Annotated in this window: 23 protein-coding genes and 1 tRNA gene; 13 read left to right on the top strand and 11 right to left on the bottom strand. The window is 49.4% G+C overall.

The window, feature by feature from the left end:
- Positions 1 to 205 precede the first annotated feature (205 nt).
- Positions 206 to 835: a DNA-3-methyladenine glycosylase family protein gene (locus tag CWM47_RS13400; RefSeq protein ID WP_100988458.1), complete on the top strand. Its 630-nt coding sequence runs from the start codon at positions 206 to 208 to the stop codon at positions 833 to 835.
- Here CWM47_RS13400 and CWM47_RS13395 read toward each other — a convergent pair.
- The 5 genes from CWM47_RS13395 to purL form a co-directional block, all read right to left on the bottom strand.
- Positions 830 to 2,224, bottom strand: a complete 1,395-nt coding sequence (locus tag CWM47_RS13395) for a DUF4403 family protein (protein WP_100988457.1) — start codon at positions 2,222 to 2,224, stop codon at positions 830 to 832. The genes CWM47_RS13400 and CWM47_RS13395 overlap by 6 nt on opposite strands.
- Positions 2,225 to 2,275: 51 nt before the next feature.
- Complete coding sequence (locus CWM47_RS13390) at positions 2,276 to 2,431, bottom strand: FeoB-associated Cys-rich membrane protein (protein WP_100988456.1); 156 nt, start codon at positions 2,429 to 2,431, stop codon at positions 2,276 to 2,278.
- 83 nt (positions 2,432 to 2,514) lie between these two features.
- Entirely contained in the window at positions 2,515 to 3,051 is a 537-nt protein-coding gene (locus CWM47_RS13385) for a YfiT family bacillithiol transferase (protein WP_100988455.1), read from the bottom strand.
- A 192-nt stretch (positions 3,052 to 3,243) separates the two neighbouring features.
- Entirely contained in the window at positions 3,244 to 4,044 is an 801-nt protein-coding gene (locus CWM47_RS13380; protein WP_206170637.1) for an inositol monophosphatase family protein, read from the bottom strand.
- Positions 4,045 to 4,206: 162 nt separating this feature from the next.
- Positions 4,207 to 6,471, bottom strand: coding sequence for a phosphoribosylformylglycinamidine synthase subunit PurL (gene purL / locus CWM47_RS13375; protein WP_100988454.1), 2,265 nt, complete (start codon positions 6,469 to 6,471; stop codon positions 4,207 to 4,209).
- A gap of 177 nt (positions 6,472 to 6,648) precedes the next feature.
- Between purL and CWM47_RS13370 the strand changes: the two genes are divergently transcribed.
- Positions 6,649 to 6,733 (top strand) — tRNA-Ser (locus CWM47_RS13370).
- Positions 6,734 to 6,940: 207 nt separating this feature from the next.
- Positions 6,941 to 7,114 (top strand): hypothetical protein, encoded by a 174-nt coding sequence (locus tag CWM47_RS40655; protein WP_240625477.1) that lies wholly within the window; start codon positions 6,941 to 6,943, stop codon positions 7,112 to 7,114.
- A gap of 87 nt (positions 7,115 to 7,201) precedes the next feature.
- On the opposite strand, the gene CWM47_RS13355 is transcribed toward CWM47_RS40655, so the two are convergent.
- From CWM47_RS13355 to CWM47_RS13345, 3 genes are all read right to left on the bottom strand, one after another.
- Positions 7,202 to 8,317, bottom strand: a complete 1,116-nt coding sequence (locus CWM47_RS13355; RefSeq protein ID WP_240625892.1) for a hypothetical protein — start codon at positions 8,315 to 8,317, stop codon at positions 7,202 to 7,204.
- A gap of 76 nt (positions 8,318 to 8,393) precedes the next feature.
- Positions 8,394 to 9,380, bottom strand: a complete 987-nt coding sequence (locus tag CWM47_RS13350) for a glycosyltransferase family 2 protein (RefSeq protein ID WP_100988453.1) — start codon at positions 9,378 to 9,380, stop codon at positions 8,394 to 8,396.
- 162 nt (positions 9,381 to 9,542) lie between these two features.
- On the bottom strand, positions 9,543 to 11,048 hold the full coding sequence (locus CWM47_RS13345; protein ID WP_100988452.1) for a circularly permuted type 2 ATP-grasp protein: 1,506 nt from the start codon (positions 11,046 to 11,048) through the stop codon (positions 9,543 to 9,545).
- Positions 11,049 to 11,319: 271 nt separating this feature from the next.
- Here CWM47_RS13345 and CWM47_RS13340 point away from each other — a divergent pair, with 271 nt between their 5' ends.
- The gene (locus tag CWM47_RS13340; protein WP_206170636.1) at positions 11,320 to 11,844 is read left to right on the top strand and encodes a hypothetical protein; all 525 of its coding nucleotides are present in this window, start codon (positions 11,320 to 11,322) and stop codon (positions 11,842 to 11,844) included.
- A gap of 69 nt (positions 11,845 to 11,913) precedes the next feature.
- On the opposite strand, the gene CWM47_RS13335 is transcribed toward CWM47_RS13340, so the two are convergent.
- Positions 11,914 to 12,900 (bottom strand): aldo/keto reductase, encoded by a 987-nt coding sequence (locus tag CWM47_RS13335; protein ID WP_100988451.1) that lies wholly within the window; start codon positions 12,898 to 12,900, stop codon positions 11,914 to 11,916.
- 121 nt (positions 12,901 to 13,021) lie between these two features.
- On the bottom strand, positions 13,022 to 14,089 hold the full coding sequence (locus CWM47_RS13330; protein WP_100988450.1) for an Ldh family oxidoreductase: 1,068 nt from the start codon (positions 14,087 to 14,089) through the stop codon (positions 13,022 to 13,024).
- A gap of 106 nt (positions 14,090 to 14,195) precedes the next feature.
- Between CWM47_RS13330 and CWM47_RS13325 the strand changes: the two genes are divergently transcribed.
- The 9 genes from CWM47_RS13325 to lepB all read left to right on the top strand — a co-directional run bounded on the left by CWM47_RS13325 (position 14,196) and on the right by lepB (position 23,563).
- A complete protein-coding gene (locus tag CWM47_RS13325) occupies positions 14,196 to 14,777 on the top strand; it encodes a hypothetical protein (protein ID WP_100988449.1) in 582 nt (193 codons plus the stop codon).
- 174 nt (positions 14,778 to 14,951) lie between these two features.
- Positions 14,952 to 16,946, top strand: coding sequence for an alpha-amylase family protein (locus CWM47_RS13320; RefSeq protein WP_100988448.1), 1,995 nt, complete (start codon positions 14,952 to 14,954; stop codon positions 16,944 to 16,946).
- Positions 16,947 to 17,001: 55 nt separating this feature from the next.
- A complete protein-coding gene (locus CWM47_RS13315; protein ID WP_100988447.1) occupies positions 17,002 to 17,481 on the top strand; it encodes a Uma2 family endonuclease in 480 nt (159 codons plus the stop codon).
- Between the two features lie 24 nt (positions 17,482 to 17,505).
- The gene (locus tag CWM47_RS13310; protein ID WP_100988446.1) at positions 17,506 to 18,528 is read left to right on the top strand and encodes an SPASM domain-containing protein; all 1,023 of its coding nucleotides are present in this window, start codon (positions 17,506 to 17,508) and stop codon (positions 18,526 to 18,528) included.
- Between the two features lie 142 nt (positions 18,529 to 18,670).
- Positions 18,671 to 19,453: a ParA family protein gene (locus tag CWM47_RS13305; RefSeq protein WP_100988445.1), complete on the top strand. Its 783-nt coding sequence runs from the start codon at positions 18,671 to 18,673 to the stop codon at positions 19,451 to 19,453.
- Positions 19,454 to 19,556: 103 nt separating this feature from the next.
- The gene (locus tag CWM47_RS13300; RefSeq protein ID WP_100988444.1) at positions 19,557 to 20,471 is read left to right on the top strand and encodes a ParB/RepB/Spo0J family partition protein; all 915 of its coding nucleotides are present in this window, start codon (positions 19,557 to 19,559) and stop codon (positions 20,469 to 20,471) included.
- A gap of 23 nt (positions 20,472 to 20,494) precedes the next feature.
- Complete coding sequence (locus CWM47_RS13295; RefSeq protein WP_240625891.1) at positions 20,495 to 21,388, top strand: DUF5683 domain-containing protein; 894 nt, start codon at positions 20,495 to 20,497, stop codon at positions 21,386 to 21,388.
- 101 nt (positions 21,389 to 21,489) lie between these two features.
- Positions 21,490 to 22,245, top strand: coding sequence for a 4-hydroxy-tetrahydrodipicolinate reductase (dapB, locus tag CWM47_RS13290; RefSeq protein ID WP_100988442.1), 756 nt, complete (start codon positions 21,490 to 21,492; stop codon positions 22,243 to 22,245).
- Between the two features lie 145 nt (positions 22,246 to 22,390).
- Positions 22,391 to 23,563 carry a signal peptidase I gene (gene lepB / locus CWM47_RS13285; protein WP_100988441.1) on the top strand — a complete coding sequence of 391 codons (1,173 nt, stop codon included), beginning with the start codon at positions 22,391 to 22,393 and terminating at the stop codon, positions 23,561 to 23,563.
- Positions 23,564 to 23,662: 99 nt separating this feature from the next.
- On the opposite strand, the gene ung is transcribed toward lepB, so the two are convergent.
- Positions 23,663 to 24,328, bottom strand: coding sequence for a uracil-DNA glycosylase (gene ung, locus CWM47_RS13280; RefSeq protein ID WP_100988440.1), 666 nt, complete (start codon positions 24,326 to 24,328; stop codon positions 23,663 to 23,665).
- Between the last annotated feature and the right edge of the window lie 3 nt (positions 24,329 to 24,331).

Here is a 24,331-nt window from a genome sequence, read left to right as displayed (position 1 = left end):
TAAAAGTAAGTTTAACAGCTTCATTTTATAAAGATTTATTTAACCACAGAGGCACAGAGGTCTTAATAGGGAAAACGTAACCCGTTGGACCTCTGTGCTCTTTGTGCCGCAACGGCGGACCGTCTCTGTGGTTAAATAAATCTTTATAAAATGAAGCTATACATACAGGCGCCGATTTAGTTTATTAGCCAAGTCAAATCGCATTATGCTGCAAACCACCGCCCTCTACCATCTTTCTCAGGATCCGACAATGGCCCGCATCATTGCGGAAACGCCAGCGCCTAAACTATTCAACGACTATGCCGATGATCTTTACCTCGCCTTACTGGAAAGTATTGTCTCTCAGCAGATTTCGGTGAAAGCCGCCGATGCGATCTTCGGTCGTTTTCGGGCACTTTTCCCCGATAAGTACCCCGAAGCCAAAGCCCTGCTGCTCAAAACAACCGACGAACTTCGCAGCGCGGGCCTGTCGTTTCAAAAAATTAAGTACCTGCAAAGTGTAGCCGTATTCTCGCTCGAAAAGTCGCTCAGACGAGCCGATGTCGATACCATGACCGATGAAGAAATTGTGCAGTATATGATTCCCATCAAAGGCGTTGGCCGCTGGACGGTGGAGATGCTGCTGATGTTCGTACTCGACCGACCCGATATACTTCCAATTGATGATTTGGTGATCCGGCAGCGGATGATAAGAGCCTATCCCGAACAGACCGAGGGGTTAACGGGCAAAGCGCTGTATACCGAGTTGCTCAACATTGCGGAGCCCTGGCGCCCCTACCGCACCACGGCCAGTCGGTATTTATGGCGATGGCAGGCAAACGTAACAGGTCTATAACCGTTTCACTTTCACCGCTACTTTCGATTGCACTTTTATCAATACCTGAATACCATCCGGCCGAACAACAATTCGCTGAGGAATTAACCGAAAGGTGTCAATATTAAGCGCTGTTTTCTGACCCACTTTGGCGTTTGCAAAAGCCGTTTCGATTTTTGTGGGAATTGACGTTATCTGCTGACGCAATGGGATAACCATCGCTGCCTGAATCGTGTCGCGGAGGTGGTCGTGCAGGAGCCAGTCGGCGGTGGCCAGCAGGCGTTCTTTGGTGTCTACATCAAAGTCTACATCCTTCATACCCAGCGTATTCGTGAGGGTATCATAAACTGGGCTACCATGAAAGAACAACGTTCCTTTCACACGACCGCCCACATCGGCCTTAAGTATGAGTTTCCGCCCGCTTCCATATATTGACGCACTTTTAATCGTCAAATTACCGCCAACCAGATCCAGTTTCTGTTTCGCCAGTGTTCGTGCCAATACCTGATTTACTTCAGCATAGGGAATAAACGCCAGCACCTCCAGGCGGGTAGAATCCGGCAATTCGTTCCGCCGTAATAATTTGGGCAAATACTCCAGGCTATCGACCATTGGCTTCGGGCCAATGCGTGTTTTCACCCGAAATGCGATTTGAAGCGGCACTGTAATCTGGCGGGCGTTTCCGTAAACAGGGGCAGCGGCAATACTGAACGGTTTAGGCATTAGCCAGATATTTTCAGGTACTTTGGCAATACGAATCGGATTCTGCATATCCCGCCAGACCTTGCTGACTTCGCGGTTGAGGTGCAGACCATCATGTACGGCTTTATCAATGGCTGCTTCAATATCAGCCTTACGCTTGTCCAGAATTTTTTCGGCAAGTCCCTTCACATTGATCTTAATCCCCAGCATCTGCACCTTGGGTTCCTGCGTCCACTCGTAATTTTCAAAACGGGACTTGGTTGCCAGCCGCCAGCTGGAGCCTACGCCAACGGGACTATTGAACGTTACAGAGAGGGCACAGAGTGGACGGCTTTTGCGCTTATCGGCTTTACGCAGACCAATGGGATTTGAATACCAGACTTGGAGAGGGGCCGAGAAATATACCTTACGATCGGCATACCGAATTCGCACCGGACCTGTGCGTTCGACCCGTAATCGCCAGGCTTCTCCCTTACGTCCTTCGAAGGTTTCTTCGGGAACGAGTGTGATGGAGAGGGACTTATTTATTTTCGCTTCTAAGTCGCGGATATTAAAGGTGAGATTGCCGGCCATGAACGACACCGGGTCTGGGATTGGGGCTTCAAACTCTTCCTGAACGGGCGTGTCGGGGCGCACGCGTTTGCACCCGTCCAGAGTAAAAATAAAAACGAGTAATAGTAAAAATCCGGTGATTTGTTGAGCACTCATTGCATCAACAAACAACCGGATTCAAAAAATGTTAGTGACAGATGTTTATATTCATTTTTCGGTAGGTCGAACCGAGAGTTTTGCGTCAGTAGCACAGCCGCATCCTTTACCACAGCCGGCCTTTTTTGCCGTAAAACTTTGGTAAGCGCGGTTGCCCAAATAGCCCAGCGCAACGGCAAAAATCAGAAAGATGATGAGTTCCTGCATGGGAGTAGATGTTGTATGTATGGTATTGACTTGCCTACGGTAAGCTTATATCATACCTCCTATTTCATATAGCATACATTTTTTCACGCCCATCCGTTCCGTTTGGCCAGTCTATAGGCGTGTTGAAAGTGGTGTTCGCTGTGCCAAGCATACATAGCAATAACTTCCCGCAGTTCGAAAATACGCTGGCTACCGGGATGGAAATATGTTCGTGACAATTCGGCCTCGGTCAGCGTGGCGAGAACCGTAACCCAACGCAGGTGCATATTTTTGAGAATCACCAGCGATGGCGCTATATCAAGCGTAGAATCGGGTAACTTCGCCCACTCCCCTTCTTCATAGGGCGAGATGGTCGGATTCGTTTCAGTAAGCGCGAGTTTTGTCCGGACATAGGCATTAATGTGGCTATCGGCTACGTGATGCACCAATTGCCGCACCGTCCACCCTTCCGGCCGATAAGGCGTATCAAGTCGATCATCAGCCCACTTTTCAACCAGTTCGGTTAGTTTAACAGGCAATTCATCGATTAGTATAATATGCTTTTTTGTATCCTCTGCCGTGTAGGTCTGGCCATAGACAAAATCACCAATGGGGTATTTAAGGTCGTGTAGATCGCTCATGGTCTAGTGGCTGGTGGTTTGTTCAGCGCTACAAATATCAGCTACTAATGGACTATTGAAATCGTCCGGTTTTCACAATTGAGATAGTCCGGTTTTACCACCCCCAACCCCCTCCTAAAACAGGAGGGGGCTTTGTAACGGGTTACCCTTTTGCAAAGCCCCCTCCTGTTTTAGGAGGGGGTTGGGGGTGGTTTATTTCCAATACTCCTTCACCACCTTCATCAACTCAGGATGTACGCCACTACCGGCCACTACGTCACCCCGGAACAGAAACGCATCGCCACCGTCGAAGTCGGTCACAGTGCCACCCGCTTCGCGAACCAGTAATACGCCTGCGGCCATGTCCCAGGAATTAAGGTTGTATTCATAGAACGCATCGAACCGACCGCAAGCCACATAAGCCAGGTCAATAGCCGCCGACCCCATCCGGCGAAGGCCATGTGTTTGCTGCATGAGCGACTCCAGAATGTGGAGATACGACTGCATTTTATCGAAGCTATAATATGGAAAACCTGTAGCAATCAGGCTCTCGCCCAACTGAGTTGCGGGCGATACTGAAATCGATTTCCCGTTGCAATAAGCCCCTCCACCCTGCCAGGCCGAGAAGCATTCGTTCCGGTTTGGATCATAGATAACACCGGCAATAGGCGTGTTGCCCTGCGCCAAGCCTATACTTACCGAAAAGACGTGTAGGTCATGAATGAAATTAGCTGTACCGTCGAGGGGGTCGATGATCCAGTTTAGAGCCGACTGATCGGCTTCCTGCCCTGTGGTGCCCTCTTCGGTAATGAATCCGGCTTCGGGAAGCAGTTCGCTCAGCTTGGCGACAATCTGTTTTTCGGTCTCTTTATCGACGTAAGAAACCAGGTTATTTAATCCTTTGTATTCGATAGCGTCGCGGTCGAAGCGGCTACGTTCCTGAAGTAAAAACGCACCGGCATCCGTGGCGATGGTACAGATTTCGCGGGTAATCGCGGCTAGGTCAATGGCCATATAAAGATTATGATCTAAGTAATGTATACTGGCGCGGGTATTTACCCGTGCCGTTAATTGAGTCAGTATTCACTGACGCAAGCGAACCGGGGCGCCGGACCGGCTTGCTATATATAACAGCACGGGTAAATACCCGCGCCAGTATGAGAATCAACCTATAACTTACGCCATTATATTACCCAACGAATTGTCGTAGAGGATCTTCGCTTCGGCGAGGGTCATCACCTGCGTGTTGTCGACAACGAAGGCGGGCGACGAATCCATAACGGTTCCCAGAAACATAAACGGCATGATGGTATCGTGCAGATAGCCTTCAATCGTTTGCTTATGCTCCGCTGGTACCGTGACCACAACGCGGCTCTGGCTCTCGCCAAACAGGAACGAATCCAGGCGGTGCCGGTCGTCCGAAACGATTTGGAAGCCTTTGTTCCCCGCCATTGCCGACTCGGCCAGCGTGACGAACAAACCACCGTCCGACACGTCGTGTGCCGACAGTAGCCAGCCGTTGCGAATCATGGTTTTAATGCCTTCCTGTACATGCCACTCGTCGTCGAATTCGAAATACGGTGCGGGTGAGGCTTTGATGTCCAGGAACGAATATAAATACTCCGACGACGCAATGTCGTTTGTAGACTGGCCGATCAGGTAAATCAGATCGCCTTCGTTTTTGAAGTCGAGGGTCATCTGGTGAGCCGGGTTTTCCATCAGCCCCAGCATACCGATGGTTGGCGTCGGGAATACCGGGCCGTCATCGGAGCTTTGGTTGTAGAAACTCACGTTGCCGCCCGTTACGGGTGTGCTGAACCGCAGACAAGCCTCGCCCATACCCTGTACGGCTTCCACGAAATGCCAGTACACTTCCGGCACATAGGGATTTCCGAAGTTCAGGTTGTTGGTTACGGCCAGCGGTTCACCCCCGCTGCAAACGATGTTGCGGCAGGCTTCAGCAACCGCGATTTTTGCACCGATACGGGGATTGGCGTTCACGTAACGGCTGTTGCAATCGACCGTAATTACGATGGATTTTTCGGTTTCCGGAATGCCGGGGCCTTTTACCCGTACGACTGCTGCGTCTGACGGTGCATTGGTACTGCGGTTGCCCGTACCCACCATCGAATCGTATTGCTCATATACCCACTTGCGCGAGCAGATGTTTGGGTGCGACAACAGGTGTTCGGCAATTTCTTTAATGTCTTCGTGTTCGATATCGTCCACGTCGTCAATGTTGAACTTGGCGTACTCCTTTATATAAGCCGGTTCTTTATACTCCCGATGGTAAACGGGCGCACCGCCACCCAACACCAGATCATAGGCAGGTACATCGGCAACGAGTTCGCCGTTACGATAGAAATGCAGGCGACCGAGATCATGTTCGCCCTTTGGTGTCACTTCACCAATTTGCGCACAATTCAAATCCCACTTATCAAAAATACCCTGAATGATGTGTTCTTTACCTTTTTCGATCACGACCAGCATCCGCTCCTGCGATTCTGACAGCAGAATTTCGAAGGGTGCCATGTTGGGCTGACGCGTTGGCACTTTGTCGAGGTCGATGATCATGCCGTGTTCGCCCTTCGCACTCATTTCGGAGGTCGAGCAGATGATACCGGCGGCACCCATATCCTGAATACCAATCACGTAACCTGTGGCAATGATTTCGAGGGATGCTTCGAGCAGGAGTTTCTCCATGAAGGGATCACCCACCTGAACCGCCGGGAGTTTATCGGTCGATGCCGCTGAAATATCTTCAGAAGCGAACGTGGCTCCGTGAATACCGTCTTTACCCGTTGCCGAGCCAACGATGAACACCGGGTTGCCCACACCGTAGCTTGTCGCTTTTGCCGATTTACCCACCTCAACAATACCCGCCGAGAACGCATTAACGAGCGGGTTGGTATTGTAACAATCGTCGAAGAACAGCTCACCGCCCACGGTTGGAATCCCGAAGGCGTTGCCATAATCGCCGATACCTTTCACGACACCGCGCAGCAGGCGTTTGGTTTTGGGCAGACTCAGATCGCCAAACCGAAGGGAGTTCAACTGGGCAATGGGCCGGGCTCCCATCGTAAAAATATCGCGGTTGATACCGCCAACACCCGTAGCAGCTCCCTGATAGGGTTCCAGCGCCGAGGGGTGGTTGTGCGATTCGATCTTGAACGAACAGGCCAGGCCATCACCAATGTCTACCAGACCAGCGTTTTCCTCTCCGGCTTTAGCCAGCATCCGGTCCGAATCGCGGGGCAGCGTTTTAAGCCAGACAATGGAATTCTTATAGGAACAGTGTTCCGACCACATCACCGAGAAGATACTCAGTTCAGTAAAATTTGGCCGACGCCCTAAAATTTCGGCGATGCGATCAAATTCTTCGGGTAGCAGGCCCAGTTTTCGGGCGGTTTCAAGCGAGGGTAGCGATTCGAGGGTATCCATTATAGAGAGCGAAAGAGTGAAAGAGTGAAAGAGCTGACAGTGAAGGCATTTACGTTCGCCCGTTCACTTTTTGGCTCTATCGCTCTTTAAATCATTCCTCAAAATTACGGTTTTTGGCCGAAAGCGGGCGTGAAAGGTTGACAAATCTCGAAACGTTCGTATATTTGCACCCAAGAAAGAGAGATGGCAGAGTGGTCGATTGCGGTGGTCTTGAAAACCACTGACTGTAACAGGTCCGGGGGTTCGAATCCCTCTCTCTCTGCAAAAAAAAGATAAAGCACTCAAAATCAATAATTTGAGTGCTTTATCTTTTTTTATGCCATTCTGTTTATTTAAATGATGGATCAATTCCAAAAGTTGTGGAGAGCGTTGTATTTTTCTAGGTTTGTGTTCTTAATGGATCAATTCCAAAAGTTGTGGAGAGCGTTGTATTTTTCTAGGTTTGTGTTCTTAATCAAACCTACTTGCTTTGGAGAGTTTCTTACCCATCATCCAGTTCCTGTTGCCTGAGTTTATTCTGGAAAATTTCGAATTGACATCCATTGACCGGCTCCAGGGCGTCTTTCACGTTCATATCGAAGAGAAAAATGCCGATCAGCGGGATCCGGAACGTAAAAACCTACTCTCCAAAGGTTTCTTCTAGCTAGCTAGGTCGTTGGCTTCTCGGCATAGGCCGTGAGGCTGACGATACCCGTACCTGACTGCCGATAAGCGGCTATTTCGTCTATAGTCAGGTAGTTTGCCAGTAGTTCATCAGGGAGGAAAATGGCTTTCTGTTTTTTTGATTCTGGGTAATACCCCCATTCACCAGTCGTGCATAAGCGGGCTGAATCAACTCGCCCGCTGGCAGTGCCACACCATCCTGACCTACATTGAAAACGCCCCCGAAGCCGGAGATGATGACCCGGTTGCCATCGGGGTCGGTGGCCGTGACGGGCTGGTTGATCAGGGTGCCGGCTTCCACGCACAAATCGGGGATGGGCTGAATGAGTGGCCGTTTATTAGGACTGTCGACGACGACAATCTGCATGTCTCGGGTAATCTCGCCGATAAGCACGCCATTACGCCACTCCTCGATGATGAAGGCAAAGTTGAACTGACCCGCTTGTCCGGGGGCATCCCAGCAGAGATCGCCGGTAATGGGGTTGATCGAGAAGGTCGATGCGCCCCCCGTCTCGCTGGCACTCCCGAAACGAGTTGGGTCCTGATAGACCGTTATATTGCGCCCCTGACACCCATTATCGGTTGGTGAGGTTTTGGGTACGCTCAATCGGTACGCCAGACTGTCGCCATCGGCATCGAAAGCGGCCGGGTTATGGCAGAACTTCTGGCCCACGCGGCCCGAGTCCAGGGGCGGGTTGAGCATCACCGGGGTGGAGTTGGTCAGTAAGGCTGCATTGACATAAATCGTCGTTGAAACGAAGAAGGGAATATTTTGCGACTCTCCCGGTGGAGGTAGATTAACGGTGCCTCGATTCCGGTTCACGACCGTGATGCCAATGGTATAAGTACCGGGGCCGGAATAGGTATGAATGGTCTTATAAATATTTATTGACGATGTATTGCCGTTTATGTAGCTTATTTTGCTTCGTTTTACAACTTCCGTTGTTCCATCGCCAAAGCACATCGTGTATTCTTCGGCCAAATCAGCCGCCTGTTTCCCGCCTGTCGGTCCGGATGTATAATCATAATAGGCGGTAAAGGTAATCTCGTAAGTAAGTGACGTTTTGGAAATAAGCTTGGTGGTAATCTCACCCGCCCGCACGTGTGTGGCCCTGCTAATATTGGGCAAAAAAACAGCACTTAAAAAAATACCAGTAACGCTGAGTATATAGAGGAATCGCATATTATTTCCCATTTTCATCTAAAACGATTTCAGATGGGAAAAATGTATCCGTATTTGGCTCGTGTTAATTATGCGGTTAAACTTTGTAGAAACCCGGTCTGTTAAACAAGGTTTTCCAGAAAAATTGGAGGAATATAGTTACTTGTTTTGTGAACGCCCGCTGATTTTTCAGCTCCCCAAAGAGTGGATGACCGTTACGAAGATTAATCGCGATTTTTCCGGCATAGACAATCGGAACCATCAGTATATAGTGTAGGATAAGCACCAGATAAGCGCCAATTCCATATTGTTTCCGTACCCACAGCAGTTGCGATACCTGTATCTGGGGTTTAAAGCGGTTGATGTGTGTAACAAGGTGTTGTTGATTGTCTTCGCTACTGCCATATTCCAGATGAATGAAATGGGTATCCCTCAACAACAATAGTCGCCCTTGTTTTCCCAGCCGATAGCCCCATTCTACATCTTCGCCGTACATAAAAAAGCTTTCGTCCATCAGCCCCGCTCTGGCAACAACGGTTTTTCGCGTCATCAGGAAAGCGCCGGAAAGCCATTCGACCTGATTTGGGTCGGTGTAGTGAGGGTCGGGCAGGAGTCGAAGCAGGAAGCGTTCGGATGCCTCACCGCTGGGTAAAATGTAAAAAGCCCGACGCATCTGCCCAAATGTGGTGTATAGATTTGGGCGTGGTTGCCGATCGGCTTTTAACTGCATCGCACTTACCGCAGCGACATCGGGCTGGTCATGAAGCACCCGAACACTGTTGGCCAATGCATTGTCGATCAGTAACGTATCTGAATTGAGTAAAAGGAATAGCGGGGCTTCAGCCTTACGGATGCCGTAATTATTTGCTCGGGCGAAGCCGGAATTGTAGCCCATTTGAAACCAGCGTACATCAGAATAAGCTGTCTGGATGATGCGCTGGCTATCATCTGCCGATTGATTGTCGACGATAATTACCTCGAACGTAATGCCCTGCGTAAAGGTGTGTACCGACGCCAGACAGTTAAGAATAAGTTGAGGAGTTTTATAATTAACAATGATAATGGAAAGATCTGGAACAGGCATGGGGCAAAGATAGGCGTAAAAAGGGAGGAAGGGGAAGAGGGGGAGTAAAGGGAGTAAAGGGAGGAAGGGGACGAAAGGGAAATAAAGGTTTTTGGATTGAAATCCTTTCCTTTAGCCCTTTCGTCCCCTTCCTCCCTTTACTCCCCTTCTTCCTTTATTTCCTTAATACAATACCCAGGTATCTTTGCCGCCACCGCCCTGTGAGGAGTTGACAACCAGAGAGCCTTTGCGTAGGGCCACCCGCGTGAGGCCGCCGGGAATAACGTTTACGCCATCGCCATACAAAATGTAAGGGCGCAGGTCTACATGGCGACCTTCGGCATGGTCGCCCACGATACAAGGCACCCGCGAAAGCGAAATAGTGGGCTGTGCGATGTAGTTGCGCGGGTTTTCCTTGATTTTTTTTCGGAACAAATCATGTTCTTTCTGGGTAGCTTTCGGACCAATAAGCATGCCGTAACCCCCCGCTTCGTTGGCTTCCTTAACAACCAGCTTTTCGATGTTCGCCATCACATACTCGCAATCTTCCTCTTCCCGGCATATGTAGGTCTGCACATTTGGAATGATCGCTTCTTCGCCCAGATAATACTTGATGATGCGAGGCACATACGCATAAATCACTTTGTCGTCGGCAACGCCCGTGCCGGGAGCGTTTGCCAGGGCTACACGTCCTTTTTTGTACACCTCAAAGATGCCCGGTACGCCAATCATCGAATCGGGATTAAACGCCTGAGGGTCAAGGAATGTATCGTCTATACGACGGTAAATCACGTCGACAATCTGGAAGCCTTTGGTAGTGCGCATTTTTACGTAACCGCCGGATACAACCAGATCACGTGCTTCGACCAGTTCCACGCCCATTTGCTGAGCCAGATAGGAGTGCTCAAAATAAGCCGAATTGTAGATGCCCGGTGTTAGAACGACGACCGTTGGGTTTGGGCGGTCGGCAATAAACTGGAGCATCTGAAGCAGGCGGGTCGGATAATCGGACACGGGCCGCACACCCGTTTGGGCCAGCACTTCGGGGAACGTCTGTTTATTAAGCTCCCGGTTCTCCAGCATATACGACACGCCCGACGGACAGCGAAGGTTATCTTCAAGCACCATCATAGTGCCGTCGGCCCCCCGGATGAGATCCGTTCCGGTAATGTGGCACCAGATGCCCTTGGGCGGTTTTACCCCCAAACAGGCGGGTAGAAATGATTTGCTGGATTCGATCAGGTCGCGCGGCACCACGCCATCGTTCAGGATACGCTGTTCGTTATACACATCGTCCAGAAACATATTGATGGCTTTTATGCGCTGAATCAGGCCCTCTTCCAGGCGATCCCATTCCGCCGATTCAATGATGCGCGGAATGATATCAATGGGCATAATCCGTTCGGTGCCTTCACCTTCCGAATAGACATTGAACGTAATGCCCATACTCATCAGCGCCCGTTCGGCTGCGTGCTGTCGACCAATAATATCTTCGCGGGAAAGCTGCTCAACCCGGTTCTGGAAAGGAGCGTAGCCCGCTCTTACCTGTGTTTCACTGACGAACATCTCGTCAAAAAAATCTTCAGTCTGGTAATCGCTAAACGAAAAATTACCATTGGTCTGACCTTGTGACTGGGTCTTTCCATTCGATGTCTGCGATTGTGATTGGCGGGCGCTCTGTTTTTTCATGGAATAATATATTGCAACATAGATGGATTGCCAAATAGAAACAGGTTTGACAATAGAATTTACAAAGAAAGCACGGCAAATGTAAAGAATGGTAGTAGTCTATTTTTTTATTGCTGATTTTATGACCACGTGTTCAGGCAATCTGATCTATTTTTTTGCGGTTGCAACGGTATTTGTACTTAGGACGTACAGTGAACAGAAACGGGAAACGAGTCTGATTACCGTTTAGTTTCCCCTTATATTTTTTTAACAAAACCAACTTAGTAACCTTATGAAAGCACTGCTTGTGTTCAGTTGCGTGGCTGCCTTAGTGGTAAGCCTGAATGCCTGTAACAATAACCCGGTCGATCCTTCTGCTGCCGATGCTTCTGCCCGTTCGGCTGGCGTAACGAGCACATCAGCTACCGGACCGCGTAACCTGACAGCGGTTGATGCCGCAACGTTACCGACCGCCATTACTACGTACATCAGTACAAATTATGCTGGTGCAACCATCAAAGAAGCCCTGAAAGATGCGCAGGGGAATTATGTAATTGCTATCACGGTGAGCAGTGTTGTAAAAGTACTTGCATTTAAGGCAGATGGCACCTTTGTGAAAGTACTTGACGGGAAGCGTGGTCCCGGCCATTTCCCCGGCGACTCGACCAAGCATGCTCCGGGCGATAGCCTGCGCCAACATTTCCCTGGTGACTCTACTCACCACGCCCCTGGTGATACGTTGCATCAGCATTTCCCTGGTGACTCAACACACCACGCCCCCGGCGACACGCTCCGTCGTCGCAGAGGTCATCACTGATTTAGTTTAGTATCTGTCAAGCAAAAGACCCGACTTAGGCCGGGTCTTTTGCTTGACAGAGTACGGCAATTACCACAAATAATGAACGGGATTTTTGATGTGCTCGTCGTAAATTTTCTTCACGGCGGCCATCTGTTCAACCGCTGGTGCCGGGCGATCAATGGCTTGTAAATTTGAGGTTAGGTGTTCCGGTTTCGACGCGCCGGGAATGATGCAGCTTACCGCATCGAAGGTTAAAATCCAGCGCAGGGCGTCAGGGGCCAGGTTTGTATCATCGGGGAAAACGTTTCGAAGTTCCTCAACGGCAGCCAGCCCGGTTTCGTAATCTACCCCGGAGAATGTTTCGCCCTTATCGAAAGCCGCGCCCTGCCGGTTGAAATTCCGGTGATCGTCTTTCGAAAACGTTGAATCAGCACTGAATTTTCCCGTGAGTAAACCGCTCGCCAGCGGCACACGAACAATAACGCCCACGTTGCGCCGAAGTGCCTCAGTAAAGAACAGTTCGGCGGGGCGTTGCCGGAACATATTGAAGATGATCTGCACCGTCGTTACGTTCGGAAATTCAATAGCTTTCAAGCCTTCTTCCACTTTTTCAACGCTTACACCGAGGTTTTGCACCTTCCCTTCATCTTTCAGTCTGTCGAATAGTTCGAAGATTTCGGGTCGATAAAAAACGTCGGTTGGCGGGCAGTGGAGTTGAACAAGGTCGAGGGTTTCCAGGCCCATATTCCGCAGGCTGTCGTCGACAAACTGGCGGAGTACGCTAGGCTGATAAGCTTCATTCGTGTGCGGTTGGAGCCGACGACCGCACTTGGTTGCCACATAAATCCGTTCAGACCGCGACCTCACGAGTCGGCCTACGGCTTTTTCACTTTCGCCATCACCATATACATCGGCGGTGTCGATAAAATTAATCCCCGCATCGACGGCCGCATTCAAAATTTGGTCGGCATTTTCGTGGCTGAAAGGGTCGCCCCATTTGCCGCCCACCTGCCAGGTGCCTAAGCTGATTTCGGATATAGAAAAACCTGTTTTACCGAGTGTTCTGTAATTCATACGGGTTAAATTTATGTAGCGCGGTCGGGCTGGCGTTCCAGCATCTGGTTCGCAAGCCGACGGCCAAGTTGGATTAATTAGTTTAGGTAATATAAACGCGGACAGGATGTCCGCGCTACTCCTACAATTTCACGCCGAAGCGCTCGCTGAGTTCCTCCAGACTTTTTATAACTGGCTCCACTACGGGAATACCGTTTTGGAGTCGATCGGCTTCCATTTCCCGCTCGGGATCACCGGGAATCAGTACGCGTTTACCATCAATTGCTTTGGCTTGCCGAAACCGTTGAATCCAGGTATCCATGTGGGTTTTAAACTCGTCGGCGGGGCGGAAAGCATCAATGCGCATGGCACCAAAAAAGTGACCTGTTCCACTGCCAACGCCTTCGTTTGCCTGCATGAATCCTGCCGTAGCGAAGGGCGGAACCCAGGGGCCATAGTTCGCACCCGACAATACGCCCGAAAAAATATCGACAATGGCTCCCAGTCCGTACCCTTTGTGAGAACCGTGTTCGCGGTCGGTGCCGAGGGGAAGTAAGGCCCCCCCGTTTCTAATGGCGTTGGCATCGGTTGTAGGTTGGCCTTCGGCATTTTGTGCCCATCCCTCCGGAATATCCTGGCCCTTGCGTTGCAGGATTTCGAGTTTACCGTAAGCTACTGCCGTTGAGGCAAAATCGGCCAGAAAAGTGGGTTCTGTTGCGGCCGGAATAGCTACGGCAATCGGGTTGGTTCCCAGGAGTTTATCCAGCGAAAAGGTGGGGGCTACGAGCGGGGCCGCGTGGGTCATGGCCTGACCAATCATATCGTGTTCGGCCGCCAGCAAAGCATGGTATCCGGCAATACCAAAGTGGTTGGAGTTACGCACCGCCACCCACCCAGTTCCGGCAATACGCGCTTTCTCAATAGCCACTTTCATGGCCCAGGGCCCAACAACAAGACCCAGCCCCCGGTCGCCGTCGACTACAGCCGTAGAGGGTGTTTCATGAACGACGCGAATGTGCGGCTGTGGATTAATACGCCCATTGTCGTAGAGCCGTACATAACCTGGCAGGCGGGCTACTCCATGCGAATCGACGCCCCGAAGGTCGGCACTAACGAGGACATCGGCGGCTAGCTGCGCATCCGTTTCGGAACAGCCAATGGCTAAAAAAATTTGTTCGGTAAATGTTCGAAGTTGGTTTGCGGTAATCATGGCCGCAAATTAGCTAACAGGTGGCGAATGGGTTAAATTTTTATGAAAAATGGGGCCATCTACCTAAAATTTCATGTTATTGACAATAGATTCACTTACGCAGTCCATGAAGTCATTATTCAGAAGTTTATTTGTTCTATTCTTTATTGCTATTGGCCAGTATGCCATTGCTCAGCCACAGGACACACTCACGACCGAGCAACTCCTGCAGCGCAAAGGCACGGCCTATGCGGCTTTACTTCGCCCATCCCGTTACCTTGCCCTTGACGTAAACCATTTAATAGGCGGATTTCATAGGTATCGTTTTTTCGTAGGCGACGAATTGCATTTTAAAGCGGGTGGCGAGAAGTACCGCGAGGAATTATATGAAGTAACTGATAGTACGTTCAGTGTCCTGATGGCGAATCAAGTAATGAACCGCGATGAGCCCGTAACGTTCCGGTTTGATGACATTCAGAAAGTCTATCTTCACCGTAGAATTCCGTTTATCACGGCGGCTGGAACCCTTTTCCCTATTGCCGGGGGTGTTTATTTGCTGGCTGATATAGTCAATAACAGAGGCTTTTACAGCAATACGCTACCCGTTGTGGGTACGTTGGTGCTGAGTGGCGCGTTGTTTCATGTTATCAGCAATCCCCACATCCGTATCAATAAAAATCACCGATTGAAGGTATTACGGACCTATTAATGTGGTGGAGCAGGAGAAAACTTTGCCTGTTCTTAGGTTGACTAAAAATAGGAAACCCTTACGAAAGTGGGGTTGTCATTTGGGGAGAAGCCTTCCCTCAAATTATACTTCCTGTGTCTGAATGACACAAAGGTGGCGTGTTTGGTTTTATAAAAACCGGTTTACATTTGTCCTATGCCAACCACCTTCGACACGCTGCAAGCCGATTGGTATCAGCAGTACACCACCCATATAGAAGCCTACCAGTCGGGCCGTTTGTCGTATATTCCTAACTTACTACCTCAAACGGCTGTGCAGTTTTCAGTGTATCAAACGCTGGAAATTCTTCACAAACGACTTGGTAATGAGCTGCTTCGCCAGGCCTTGGATCCCGCCGAAACGGTCAACAGCCCCGCTCGAATCTACACTGATGGCTCGTGGTTGAAAACCAGCAACATGGTTGGTATAAATGTGCGTACTATTGGCTCCTTCTGGAAAATTATCAGTTATGTGATGACGCTGCCAGCCAGTCACGATAGTATTCATTTGTTACCCATCTGGGAGCCGGGCGTGGTGGGTAGTTTATACGGTATGGTAAGCTGGCAAATCAATCCTGAGTTTTTTGATGTAGAGCTGGCCCGCTTTGTACCCGCACTCGACTCGGTCGAAAAACAGCTTAAAGTTGTCACGAATCTACTTCATGCGCTGGGACGTACGGTGGGTATGGATGTTATTCCGCATACAGACCGTTTTTCGGAGATGGTGCTGACTTACCCTTCGTTGTTTGAATGGGTGCAGCGTGACGAAAAAGGGGGGAATCCAGCTACGCTATTTGATCACTCCGATCTGGTGTACCGCTACGTAGAAGAAGCCATCTGGCAATTTCTTAAATTTCGGGGAGCTGCCGATGGAACGCCGTTAACCTTTGCAAAAGAGGTATTCTTTGCCCAGAATCCAACGGTAGGTGGTGGCGCGTCTGCTTTGTCTGACGAGCAACGGCAGCGTATCCTGTTTGGCTTGCCGCATGACTATAACGGCCGTTTAAACCGGCGACTGGGCCTCATCAGGCACCTGATTGGGCAGGGACTGGAAACACTACCCATGACGATGGCTCCGCCCTATCGGGGTCTGCACATTGACGCCAATGATTTCGTAACAGACGATTACGGTCAAATCTGGTATCAATATGCATTCGATAAACCACAGGCTATGTCGCGGGTATTTGGGCCGCTGGCACGCTACCGATTCTATGAATCGAAAGATAATAACCAGAACTGGGAGCTTGATTTCGACCGGCCCAACCTGCCTGCCTGGAATTACATCTGTCGGAAAGTAAAAGACTGTCAGCAGAAATATAATTTCGATTTCATGCGGGGCGATATGGCACATGTGCAGCTACGTCCTGAAGGGGTTCCGGCCTCACCTGATGTGTTTTACGATCCTTTGCAGGCCATAAAAAAATACGTGCAGGCCAGTGGGGTTCCTTATTATGCATTCTTCGCCGAAACCTTCCTGGCTCCGCCCGATACAATGGGTTACGGCAATGAACCTGACCATCTGGAAGCTATCGAAGCCGATTCGACGCTTGGCGATTTACAGTCTATCGTTGTTGGGTCGACGGAGTTCCGGCGGCAGTTTGCGGCTTACGACAGCTACCTGAAAACGCGTCGGTTTGCGCCGAATTTTACGGTGATGACCGCTGATAAGGACGACCCCCGATTCGATGAATTTTACCGCACAGGGAATTTGTTTCGCTACTTCACCGCTCTCTTTCTGACCGATATGCCCAGCTATGTAGGTCTAGGATTTGAGGTACGGAACCTGCACGAGCAACGAGGTGCCAACGAAGAGTACACTAAACTATACGTTTTCCAGATCGAAGACGACCGCCAGCCGGATAAAGTAACCCATGGGCCGTTTGTTTGGGGACAAAACGGCGAACAGTTTGTCGCCATTGGCCGGATGCGGGCTTTTGCTGAAAGCATATGGCCTGAGATTGTTGGTAAAGAAACGAAGTGGCTGATAGGTCCGGCCGATGGTGAGCGGTACATTAGCTGGACGCATGTTGACCGGCCTGGCTACGCGTTTGCCGCCAGCATGGGGGGTGATTTGCCCGTAAAAATTGCTGGTATTGATAATGGCGAAGTAGTTTTTGAGGAAGAGGGTTGCCGAGTTTATAAGCTGTTGTAGATTGTCTTCATGGTTACTTTTTGGTATACTTCAAGAAATTAAATCAGTCAACGAAATGGAAGCAATTGTTGATCAGCCCGCCCTGACGGATTACGAAATCGAGAGAGGTAAACCCATGCTCAGTTTTAATCACGGATTACTAGAAGCCAGAATAATATTTGAGGTAATGGATCATTATCGCGATACATTTGATATCGTTAGCGAGGTAACATTACAAAGCCCGAATCCGTCAACTGTACCTGATTTAAGTATTTTTCCTTCACAACCTTCTAACTGGACGAAAGACGAAATTAAAGTTGCTCGTGTGCCTTTTACAGTGGTTGAAATTCTATCTCCTTCACAATCGGTTACAGAATTAATTGATAAATCATTAACTTATTTTTCGGCTGGCGTAAAATCATACTGGCTTGTACAGCCGATGCTTCGGGTCATCTTCGTGCTGTTGCCCGGCGACGAAGAACTGGTTTTTCACAACGAAGTGCTGACCGACCCAACCACGGGAATTTCCATTGATCTGAAAAAAGTATTCCGGTAAACGGTTGAATCGTACCTTTATCGTATGAATCGCAACCTACTCGACGGCCTTAACTTCGCTTCCAAACTAACGCCTAAACGCATTGCCAATGCGCTGAAAGTGGTGTATAGTTATTATGAGTCACGACGAACGGGAAAGGCCCTGGCACGTGGCCTGCCTATGTCGGTATCGTTTGAACCCACTACTTCCTGCAATTTACGTTGCCCCGAATGCCCCAGCGGACTCCGGTCGTTTACCCGTCCAACCGGAATGCTGGGCGAAGACCTATATAAACGGACTATCGACGAACTGCACGAAACGCTCCTTTATCTAATCTTCTATTTTCAGGGAGAGCCCTACCTGCACCCGCAGTTTCTGGAGCTGGTCCGCTACGCCACCGACCGAAATATATATACGGCCACCAGTACCAACGCCCACTACCTGACGGATGCCAACGCCCGCAAAACAGTTGAATCGGGTCTGGATCGGCTCATTATTTCCATTGACGGAACCACGCAGGAAGTCTATGAACAGTATCGGGTAGGGGGAAAGCTTGAAAAGGTACTGGAAGGAACGAAGAACATTATTCGCTGGAAGAAAGAACTGAAATCAAGGACGCCACATGTGGTGTTTCAGTTTCTGGTTGTGAAACCCAACGAACACCAGATTGCCGAGGTGAACAAACTGGCACGTGAACTGGGCGTTGACGAAGTTGGCTTGAAAACAGCCCAGATTTATGACTATGAACACGGCTCGGACCTAATGCCAACGCTGGATCAATATAGTCGCTATGCCCCCCAAACAGACGGTACCTACCGCATCAAAAACGGCTTTGGGGACCACTGCTGGAAAATGTGGCACTCCTGCGTCATCACCTGGGACGGGCTCGTAGTGCCCTGTTGCTTTGATAAAGATGCGCATCATCGGCTCGGCGACCTTCAAACGCAATCCTTCGCCGATCTATGGCAAGGTCACGCTTATACAGACTTCCGGCAAACACTCCTCCGTTCCCGTTCCGAAATCGAGATGTGCCGCAACTGCACAGAGGGTACGAAAGTCTGGGCGTGAGTGAAAGAGCAAAAGAGTGAAAAGGCCATGTAAGTCACTCTTTCGCTCTTTCACTCTTTCACTCTTTGTGAAACATTCCGTGAAACAGTTCTTGCATTCGTGGAAACAATCCGGCATCTTTGGACCTGCATCGCATAGATCCATGGGTAAAGTCATTGCTATCGCCAACCAAAAAGGTGGCGTCGGTAAAACCACAACAACAATCAACCTGGCCGCCAGTTTGGCCGCCCTCGAATTTCAGACGCTCATTGTTGATGCTGATCCTCAGGCGAATTCCACGTCAGGGCTCGGCTACAATCCGAAAGAAATCGAGAACAGCATTTACGAGTGTATGGTGGAGGGCGTTCGCCCTCAGGACGCTATTATTCAGACGGATTTTCCGAACCTGGATTTGCTACCATCGCATATTGACCTCGTTGGGGCCGAAATTGAGATGATTAACCTCCAGAATCGGGAGGATAAAATGAAAACGACGCTCGATAGCATTCGCGACGACTACGATTTCATTATCATCGACTGTTCGCCCTCACTTGGCCTGATAACGATCAACAGCCTGACCGCTGCTGATTCGGTTATTATTCCGGTCCAGTGCGAATATTTTGCGCTCGAAGGATTAGGTAAATTGCTGAATACGATCAAGATTATTCAGTCGAGGCTAAACACAAATCTGGCCATCGAAGGCATTTTGCTAACGATGTACGACTTGCGTGTTCGGCTGTCGAATCAGGTAGTGGGTGAGGTAACGAGCCATTTTCAGCAAATGGTTTTCAGTACGATTATTCCGCGCAATATCCGGCTGAGCGAATCGCCCAGCTTTGGCGTACCTGCCCTCGCGCAGGATGCCGACAGTAAAGGGGCCGTCAGTTACCTGAATCTGGCCCGCGAAATTCTGATTAAGAATGGCATGATGCCGCAGGAAGCTTAAATCAAGTATGTATGATGTATGATGTATGATATAGGATGTTCTGGTTAAGACACTTTCGTTCTATATCATACATCATACATCATACATTATACATACTTGTCTTATGGACAACACCAAAGCACCGAGTAAAAAGATGATAGGATTGGGCCGTGGCTTGGGTGCATTGCTGCACGATAGCGAATCGGTTAGTCGTCAGTCGAAACCATCACCGTTTGAAATCATCGGTACGATGACTGAAATCAGCGTGATGCTGATTGAAACAAATCCATTTCAGCCCCGTACACGTTTCGACGAAGAAGCGCTGCAGGACCTTGCCGACTCGATTCGGACACAGGGAATCATTCAGCCTATTACGGTTCGACAATTAGGGAAAGAGCGGTATCAGCTCATTGCCGGCGAACGTCGTTTGCAGGCATCCAAGATCGTTGGTCTGACGCATATTCCGGCTTATATTCGCACAGCCAATGACCAGCAAATGCTGGAAATGGCGCTGATCGAGAACATTCAGCGCGAAAACCTGAATGCGATAGAAATTGCCCTAAGCTACCAGCGGCTCATTACCGAGTGTAGTCTGAAACAGGAAGAATTGGGCGAACGCGTTGGGAAGAACCGCACAACGGTCAATAACTACATTCGATTGCTGAAACTGCCGCCCGTCATTCAGGCGTCACTGCGCGATAACAAGATTTCGATGGGCCATGCCCGCGCCATCATTAATATCGAAAATCCGGATACACAAATCCGGCTCTTTACGAAGGCTGTGGACGAAGAATGGTCAGTTCGAAAAGTGGAGGAGGCCGTTCGGAATCTGGCCGACGACGCTCAGGACCTTATGCCTTCCCGCAGTGTTACATTGCCAAAACAAGAGATGCGTAGCCTGCAATTCAAATTATCATCACTGTTTGGTACACGTGTATCAATCAAGGCCGATGAGAAGCATAAGGGTGAAATCAAGATTCCGTTTACTTCTCAGGAAGAGCTGACTAAAATCCTGGAAGTGCTGAACTCGCAAACGTAACTGTGTTAAATTACCTTAAAAGGGTGAACGAGTGGTCCGGAAAAAGGGCCTTGAGCCGTTGTGTGGGCATGAAGCATTCGTTTTTATTACTTCTGGTGGTTCTATTGCTGAGCCTGCCTTTCAATACCTCGTTTGCGCAACGTCCGGCTAGTAAACCCGCTCCAACGCCAGTTGCCATTGATTCGACTCGAAATAGGCGATCGGCCAATGATTCCATTCCTAAAACGATACGACGAAATGGTATCCCGATTCGGGTTGGGCAATCCATACTGACCGACGATGACTCTACATCGCTGGACAGACCGGATACGGTACAGGTAACTGCCCGGCAGGAGGCCCAAATCCATAAGATCATCCCCAAAAAAGCCACGATTCGGTCATTGATGCTACCCGGATTAGGACAGGCCTACAACCGTCAATACTATAAAATACCATTCATATACGTGGGTTTTGGCGTAATGGGCTACCTGTTTGTCAAATACAGACGGATGGCTAAAGAAGCCGAAACAGGGTATGGTCGACTGCTGTATGGAGACTTGGTAGAAAAGTCTTATGATGTAGGTCTTGACCCAACGGCTTATCCAAATATTACGGGTGGCCAAGTCAAAATTCCTGACCAATATGTAAAAGTAGAAGAGGTGAAGATTACCGTAGATCCGTTTACGGGTAAACAGGTCGTCTTTCGCACGACGGCCAATGCTAAAAACGCCTATGACACCTTCCGGCGGTATCGGGATTTGAACTTACTTTTGTCGGGCGTTTTGTGGGCAGTCAATATTGTCGAAGCCAATGTAGCAGCCCATTTAAAAACCTTTGATTTGACCGACGACATTTCGATGCGCGTCGAACCTAATGTGCTGCCCGCGCCCGGCATGGGGTTTATTCCGGCCGTGCGGGTGGCATTTACCTTTAAATAATTTACGAATTACGATTTACGAGTTACGATATAAATAGACCGCCGGGATGAAGCGCTAGTCATGAAATCGTACTTCGTACATTGTACATCCCAAATCAATACGTGAATATTCTCCTTCTAGGCTACGGCAAAATGGGTAAGACGATCGAGCAGATTGCGCTCGAACGGGGTCACCAGATTGCGGGCCGTATCGACCGTGGAGACGGCCCCGGCCATAACCACACCGAATTAGCCAATCTCGAATCCGACGCGGTTGATGTTGTTATTGAATTCAGTTCACCCGAAGCAGCAGCCGACAATATAACCTATTGCCTGGAGCGAGGCTGGCCGGTTGTTTGCGGTACAACGGGCTGGCTAAATCGTCGGGCTGATATTGAGGCTATATGCGAGCGTAGGAAAGGTGCGTTTTTCTATGCTTCCAATTACAGTATCGGTGTTAATCTGTTTTTTCGGTTGAATAAGGTGTTGGCGCAGTTCATGCACAACTATCCGTCATACCACGTTTCAATGACCGAAATTCACCATACCGAAAAGAAAGACGCCCCCAGTGGAACAGCCATCACGCTGGCCGAAGGTGTTATGGAGCACCTGCCTGCCAAACGTCGTTGGGTAAGCAATGAAGCGGGTCAGGCGCCATTACCTGTGGGTGAAGATGCCATCGAAATCGAGTCATTGCGGGAAGGAACGGTACCGGGTACTCATACAGTCCGGTATGATTCTGACGTTGATCAAATTGAAATCACACATACCGCCCACAGCCGCCAGGGGTTTGCCGTTGGCGCTGTTGTAGCCGCCGAATGGCTCATTGGCCGTGAAGGACTATTCGGGATGGACGATCTGTTAGGGAATTATAAATGATGAATGATGAACGGTTAAATAAAACCAGTTCATCTTCGTAATTTCGTAATTAAATTATCGAATACCGATACACAGGTTTTTAAGTCATCACCGCACTAGCGTTGGATGGCTGATGCCACTCCATCATAATTTATTAGTAGGATACATGTCAATAACTCAAACGAAGGCCGAAACAAGACCGGCTAAAGCCAGGAAGTCGCCCATTCGGGAATGGTTCGATTCTGTTCTGTTCGCCGTTGTGGCGGCCACGCTCATTCGCTGGTTGTTCATGGAAGCGTTTACGATTCCAACGCCTTCGATGGAAAACAGCCTGATGGTTGGTGACTTTCTGTTTGTGAGTAAGCTGCATTACGGCACCCGGACTCCCCGAACTCCGTTGCAGGTACCCCTCACTCATCAGAAAATCTGGGGAACAGATATCCCATCCTACAGCACCGCCATTCAGTTGCCATCCTATCGACTGCCAGGTTTCACGCACGTTAAAAACGGCGATGTAGTTGTGTTCAACGTGCCGCCCAAGTACCTGAATGACAACATTGACTACCCGGTTGACCTGAAAACGAATTACATCAAACGGTGTATCGGTATTCCGGGCGACATACTGGAAGTTCGCCAACGGGAGGTAATCATAAACGGAAAGCTGTTTCCAACACCTGTTCGTGCAGAACAGAAGTATTTTATAAAGACTACAGAAGTCCTGGACGCGACGTTCTTCCGCAAGTACGATATCGTCAATGACTATCGCGACCCTAGCCAGCCAACCGAAAACTGGAAACCACTGGAGCAATACAATGATTCGACGAAAACGTCGACAATGGTTGGCTACAGCATCAATACGACGGAGGATGTTATTGCTAAATTTAAAGGGTTTGACTTTGTAAAGGGTATCGAACCGATGTCGGAGAAACCGGGTGAGATGGCACCGATGATCTACGGAACGCCAACCTTCAAGTGGAATCACGATAACTTTGGTCCCATCACGATTCCAAAGAAAGGAGCAACTATTCAGATAAACGCTCAAACCATCGCTCTTTATGGCCCGGTTATCGAGTTATATGAAGGGAATGAAAAAGTGGAAGTTGCGCCCGAAGCTATTAAAATAGGTGGTCAACCCATTAAGTCGTACACCTTCAAACAGGATTACTACTTCATGATGGGCGACAACCGCGACAATTCCCTCGACTCCCGTTTCTGGGGCTTTGTTCCCGAAGATCACATTGTAGGTAAAGCGGTATTTGTCTGGATGTCACTCGACCCGAACCCTGCCAATATCTGGAATAAAATCCGCTGGAATCGGTTGTTTAGAACGATCGATTAATAAAAAGGGAGTAAGGAGGAAAGGGACGAGAGGGAGGAAAGGGTTTCAATTGCGCTCCTTTCCTCCCTCTCGTCCCTTTCCTCCTTACTCCCTTTTTATTTACCACTCCACTGGTAGCAATCCCTTGCTTTCCAGATACTCATTTGCCTGGCTAAAATGCTTGTTGCCAAACCAGCCGCCGTAGTTAGCGGCCATGGGCGAGGGGTGTTTTGCTTTCAGGATTAAATGCTTTTTGCCATCAATGACAGCTCCTTTCTTTTGAGCGTAGGCACCCCAAAGCATAAAAACGACGTGCTGCTTTTCCGTTGAAATCAACTTGATAACAGCATCTGTAAACGTTTCCCAGCCTTTGCCCTGGTGCGAACCCGCCTGTCCGGCACGAACCGTAAGTGTAGCGTTGAGGAGCATAACGCCCTGACTGGCCCAACGCTCCAGGTTACCCGATTTGGGAATAGGTTTGCCTAAGTCATCCTGAATTTCTTTGAAAATGTTGACCAGAGATGGCGGCTTTGTGATTCCGTCGGCAACAGAAAATGCCAGGCCATTTGCCTGCCCTTCGCCGTGATACGGGTCCTGACCCAGAATAACAACGCGGGCGTCATCGAAACTACAGTTGTTGAAGGCATTGAATATCAGCTTTCCCGGTGGAAACACACGTTGGGTGCTGTATTCCTGTCTAAGAAACTCAGCAAGCTCTCCAAAATAAGGTTTATCGAATTCGGGTTGTAGATGATTTCGCCAGGATTCGTCAATGGATACGTTCATGAA

This window comes from Spirosoma pollinicola (assembly GCF_002831565.1).
Taxonomy (GTDB): Bacteria; Bacteroidota; Bacteroidia; order Cytophagales; family Spirosomataceae; genus Spirosoma; species Spirosoma pollinicola.
This window is presented reverse-complemented; position numbering and strand designations above follow the sequence as displayed.

Bases quoted from the DNA above. Each gene is read 5' to 3' on its own strand.
- CWM47_RS13400 (WP_100988458.1), top strand. From the start codon at position 206: ATGCTGCAAACCACCGCCCTCTACCATCTTTCTCAGGATCCGACAATG.
- CWM47_RS13395 (WP_100988457.1), bottom strand. From the start codon at position 2,224: ATGAGTGCTCAACAAATCACCGGATTTTTACTATTACTCGTTTTTATT.
- CWM47_RS13390 (WP_100988456.1), bottom strand. From the start codon at position 2,431: ATGCAGGAACTCATCATCTTTCTGATTTTTGCCGTTGCGCTGGGCTAT.
- CWM47_RS13385 (WP_100988455.1), bottom strand. From the start codon at position 3,051: ATGAGCGATCTACACGACCTTAAATACCCCATTGGTGATTTTGTCTAT.
- CWM47_RS13380 (WP_206170637.1), bottom strand. From the start codon at position 4,044: ATGGCCATTGACCTAGCCGCGATTACCCGCGAAATCTGTACCATCGCC.
- purL (WP_100988454.1), bottom strand. From the start codon at position 6,471: ATGGATACCCTCGAATCGCTACCCTCGCTTGAAACCGCCCGAAAACTG.
- CWM47_RS13355 (WP_240625892.1), bottom strand. From the start codon at position 8,317: ATGCGATTCCTCTATATACTCAGCGTTACTGGTATTTTTTTAAGTGCT.
- CWM47_RS13350 (WP_100988453.1), bottom strand. From the start codon at position 9,380: ATGCCTGTTCCAGATCTTTCCATTATCATTGTTAATTATAAAACTCCT.
- CWM47_RS13345 (WP_100988452.1), bottom strand. From the start codon at position 11,048: ATGAAAAAACAGAGCGCCCGCCAATCACAATCGCAGACATCGAATGGA.
- CWM47_RS13340 (WP_206170636.1), top strand. From the start codon at position 11,320: ATGAAAGCACTGCTTGTGTTCAGTTGCGTGGCTGCCTTAGTGGTAAGC.
- CWM47_RS13335 (WP_100988451.1), bottom strand. From the start codon at position 12,900: ATGAATTACAGAACACTCGGTAAAACAGGTTTTTCTATATCCGAAATC.
- CWM47_RS13330 (WP_100988450.1), bottom strand. From the start codon at position 14,089: ATGATTACCGCAAACCAACTTCGAACATTTACCGAACAAATTTTTTTA.
- CWM47_RS13325 (WP_100988449.1), top strand. From the start codon at position 14,196: ATGAAGTCATTATTCAGAAGTTTATTTGTTCTATTCTTTATTGCTATT.
- CWM47_RS13320 (WP_100988448.1), top strand. From the start codon at position 14,952: ATGCCAACCACCTTCGACACGCTGCAAGCCGATTGGTATCAGCAGTAC.
- CWM47_RS13315 (WP_100988447.1), top strand. From the start codon at position 17,002: ATGGAAGCAATTGTTGATCAGCCCGCCCTGACGGATTACGAAATCGAG.
- CWM47_RS13310 (WP_100988446.1), top strand. From the start codon at position 17,506: ATGAATCGCAACCTACTCGACGGCCTTAACTTCGCTTCCAAACTAACG.
- CWM47_RS13305 (WP_100988445.1), top strand. From the start codon at position 18,671: ATGGGTAAAGTCATTGCTATCGCCAACCAAAAAGGTGGCGTCGGTAAA.
- CWM47_RS13300 (WP_100988444.1), top strand. From the start codon at position 19,557: ATGGACAACACCAAAGCACCGAGTAAAAAGATGATAGGATTGGGCCGT.
- lepB (WP_100988441.1), top strand. From the start codon at position 22,391: ATGTCAATAACTCAAACGAAGGCCGAAACAAGACCGGCTAAAGCCAGG.
- ung (WP_100988440.1), bottom strand. From the start codon at position 24,328: ATGAACGTATCCATTGACGAATCCTGGCGAAATCATCTACAACCCGAA.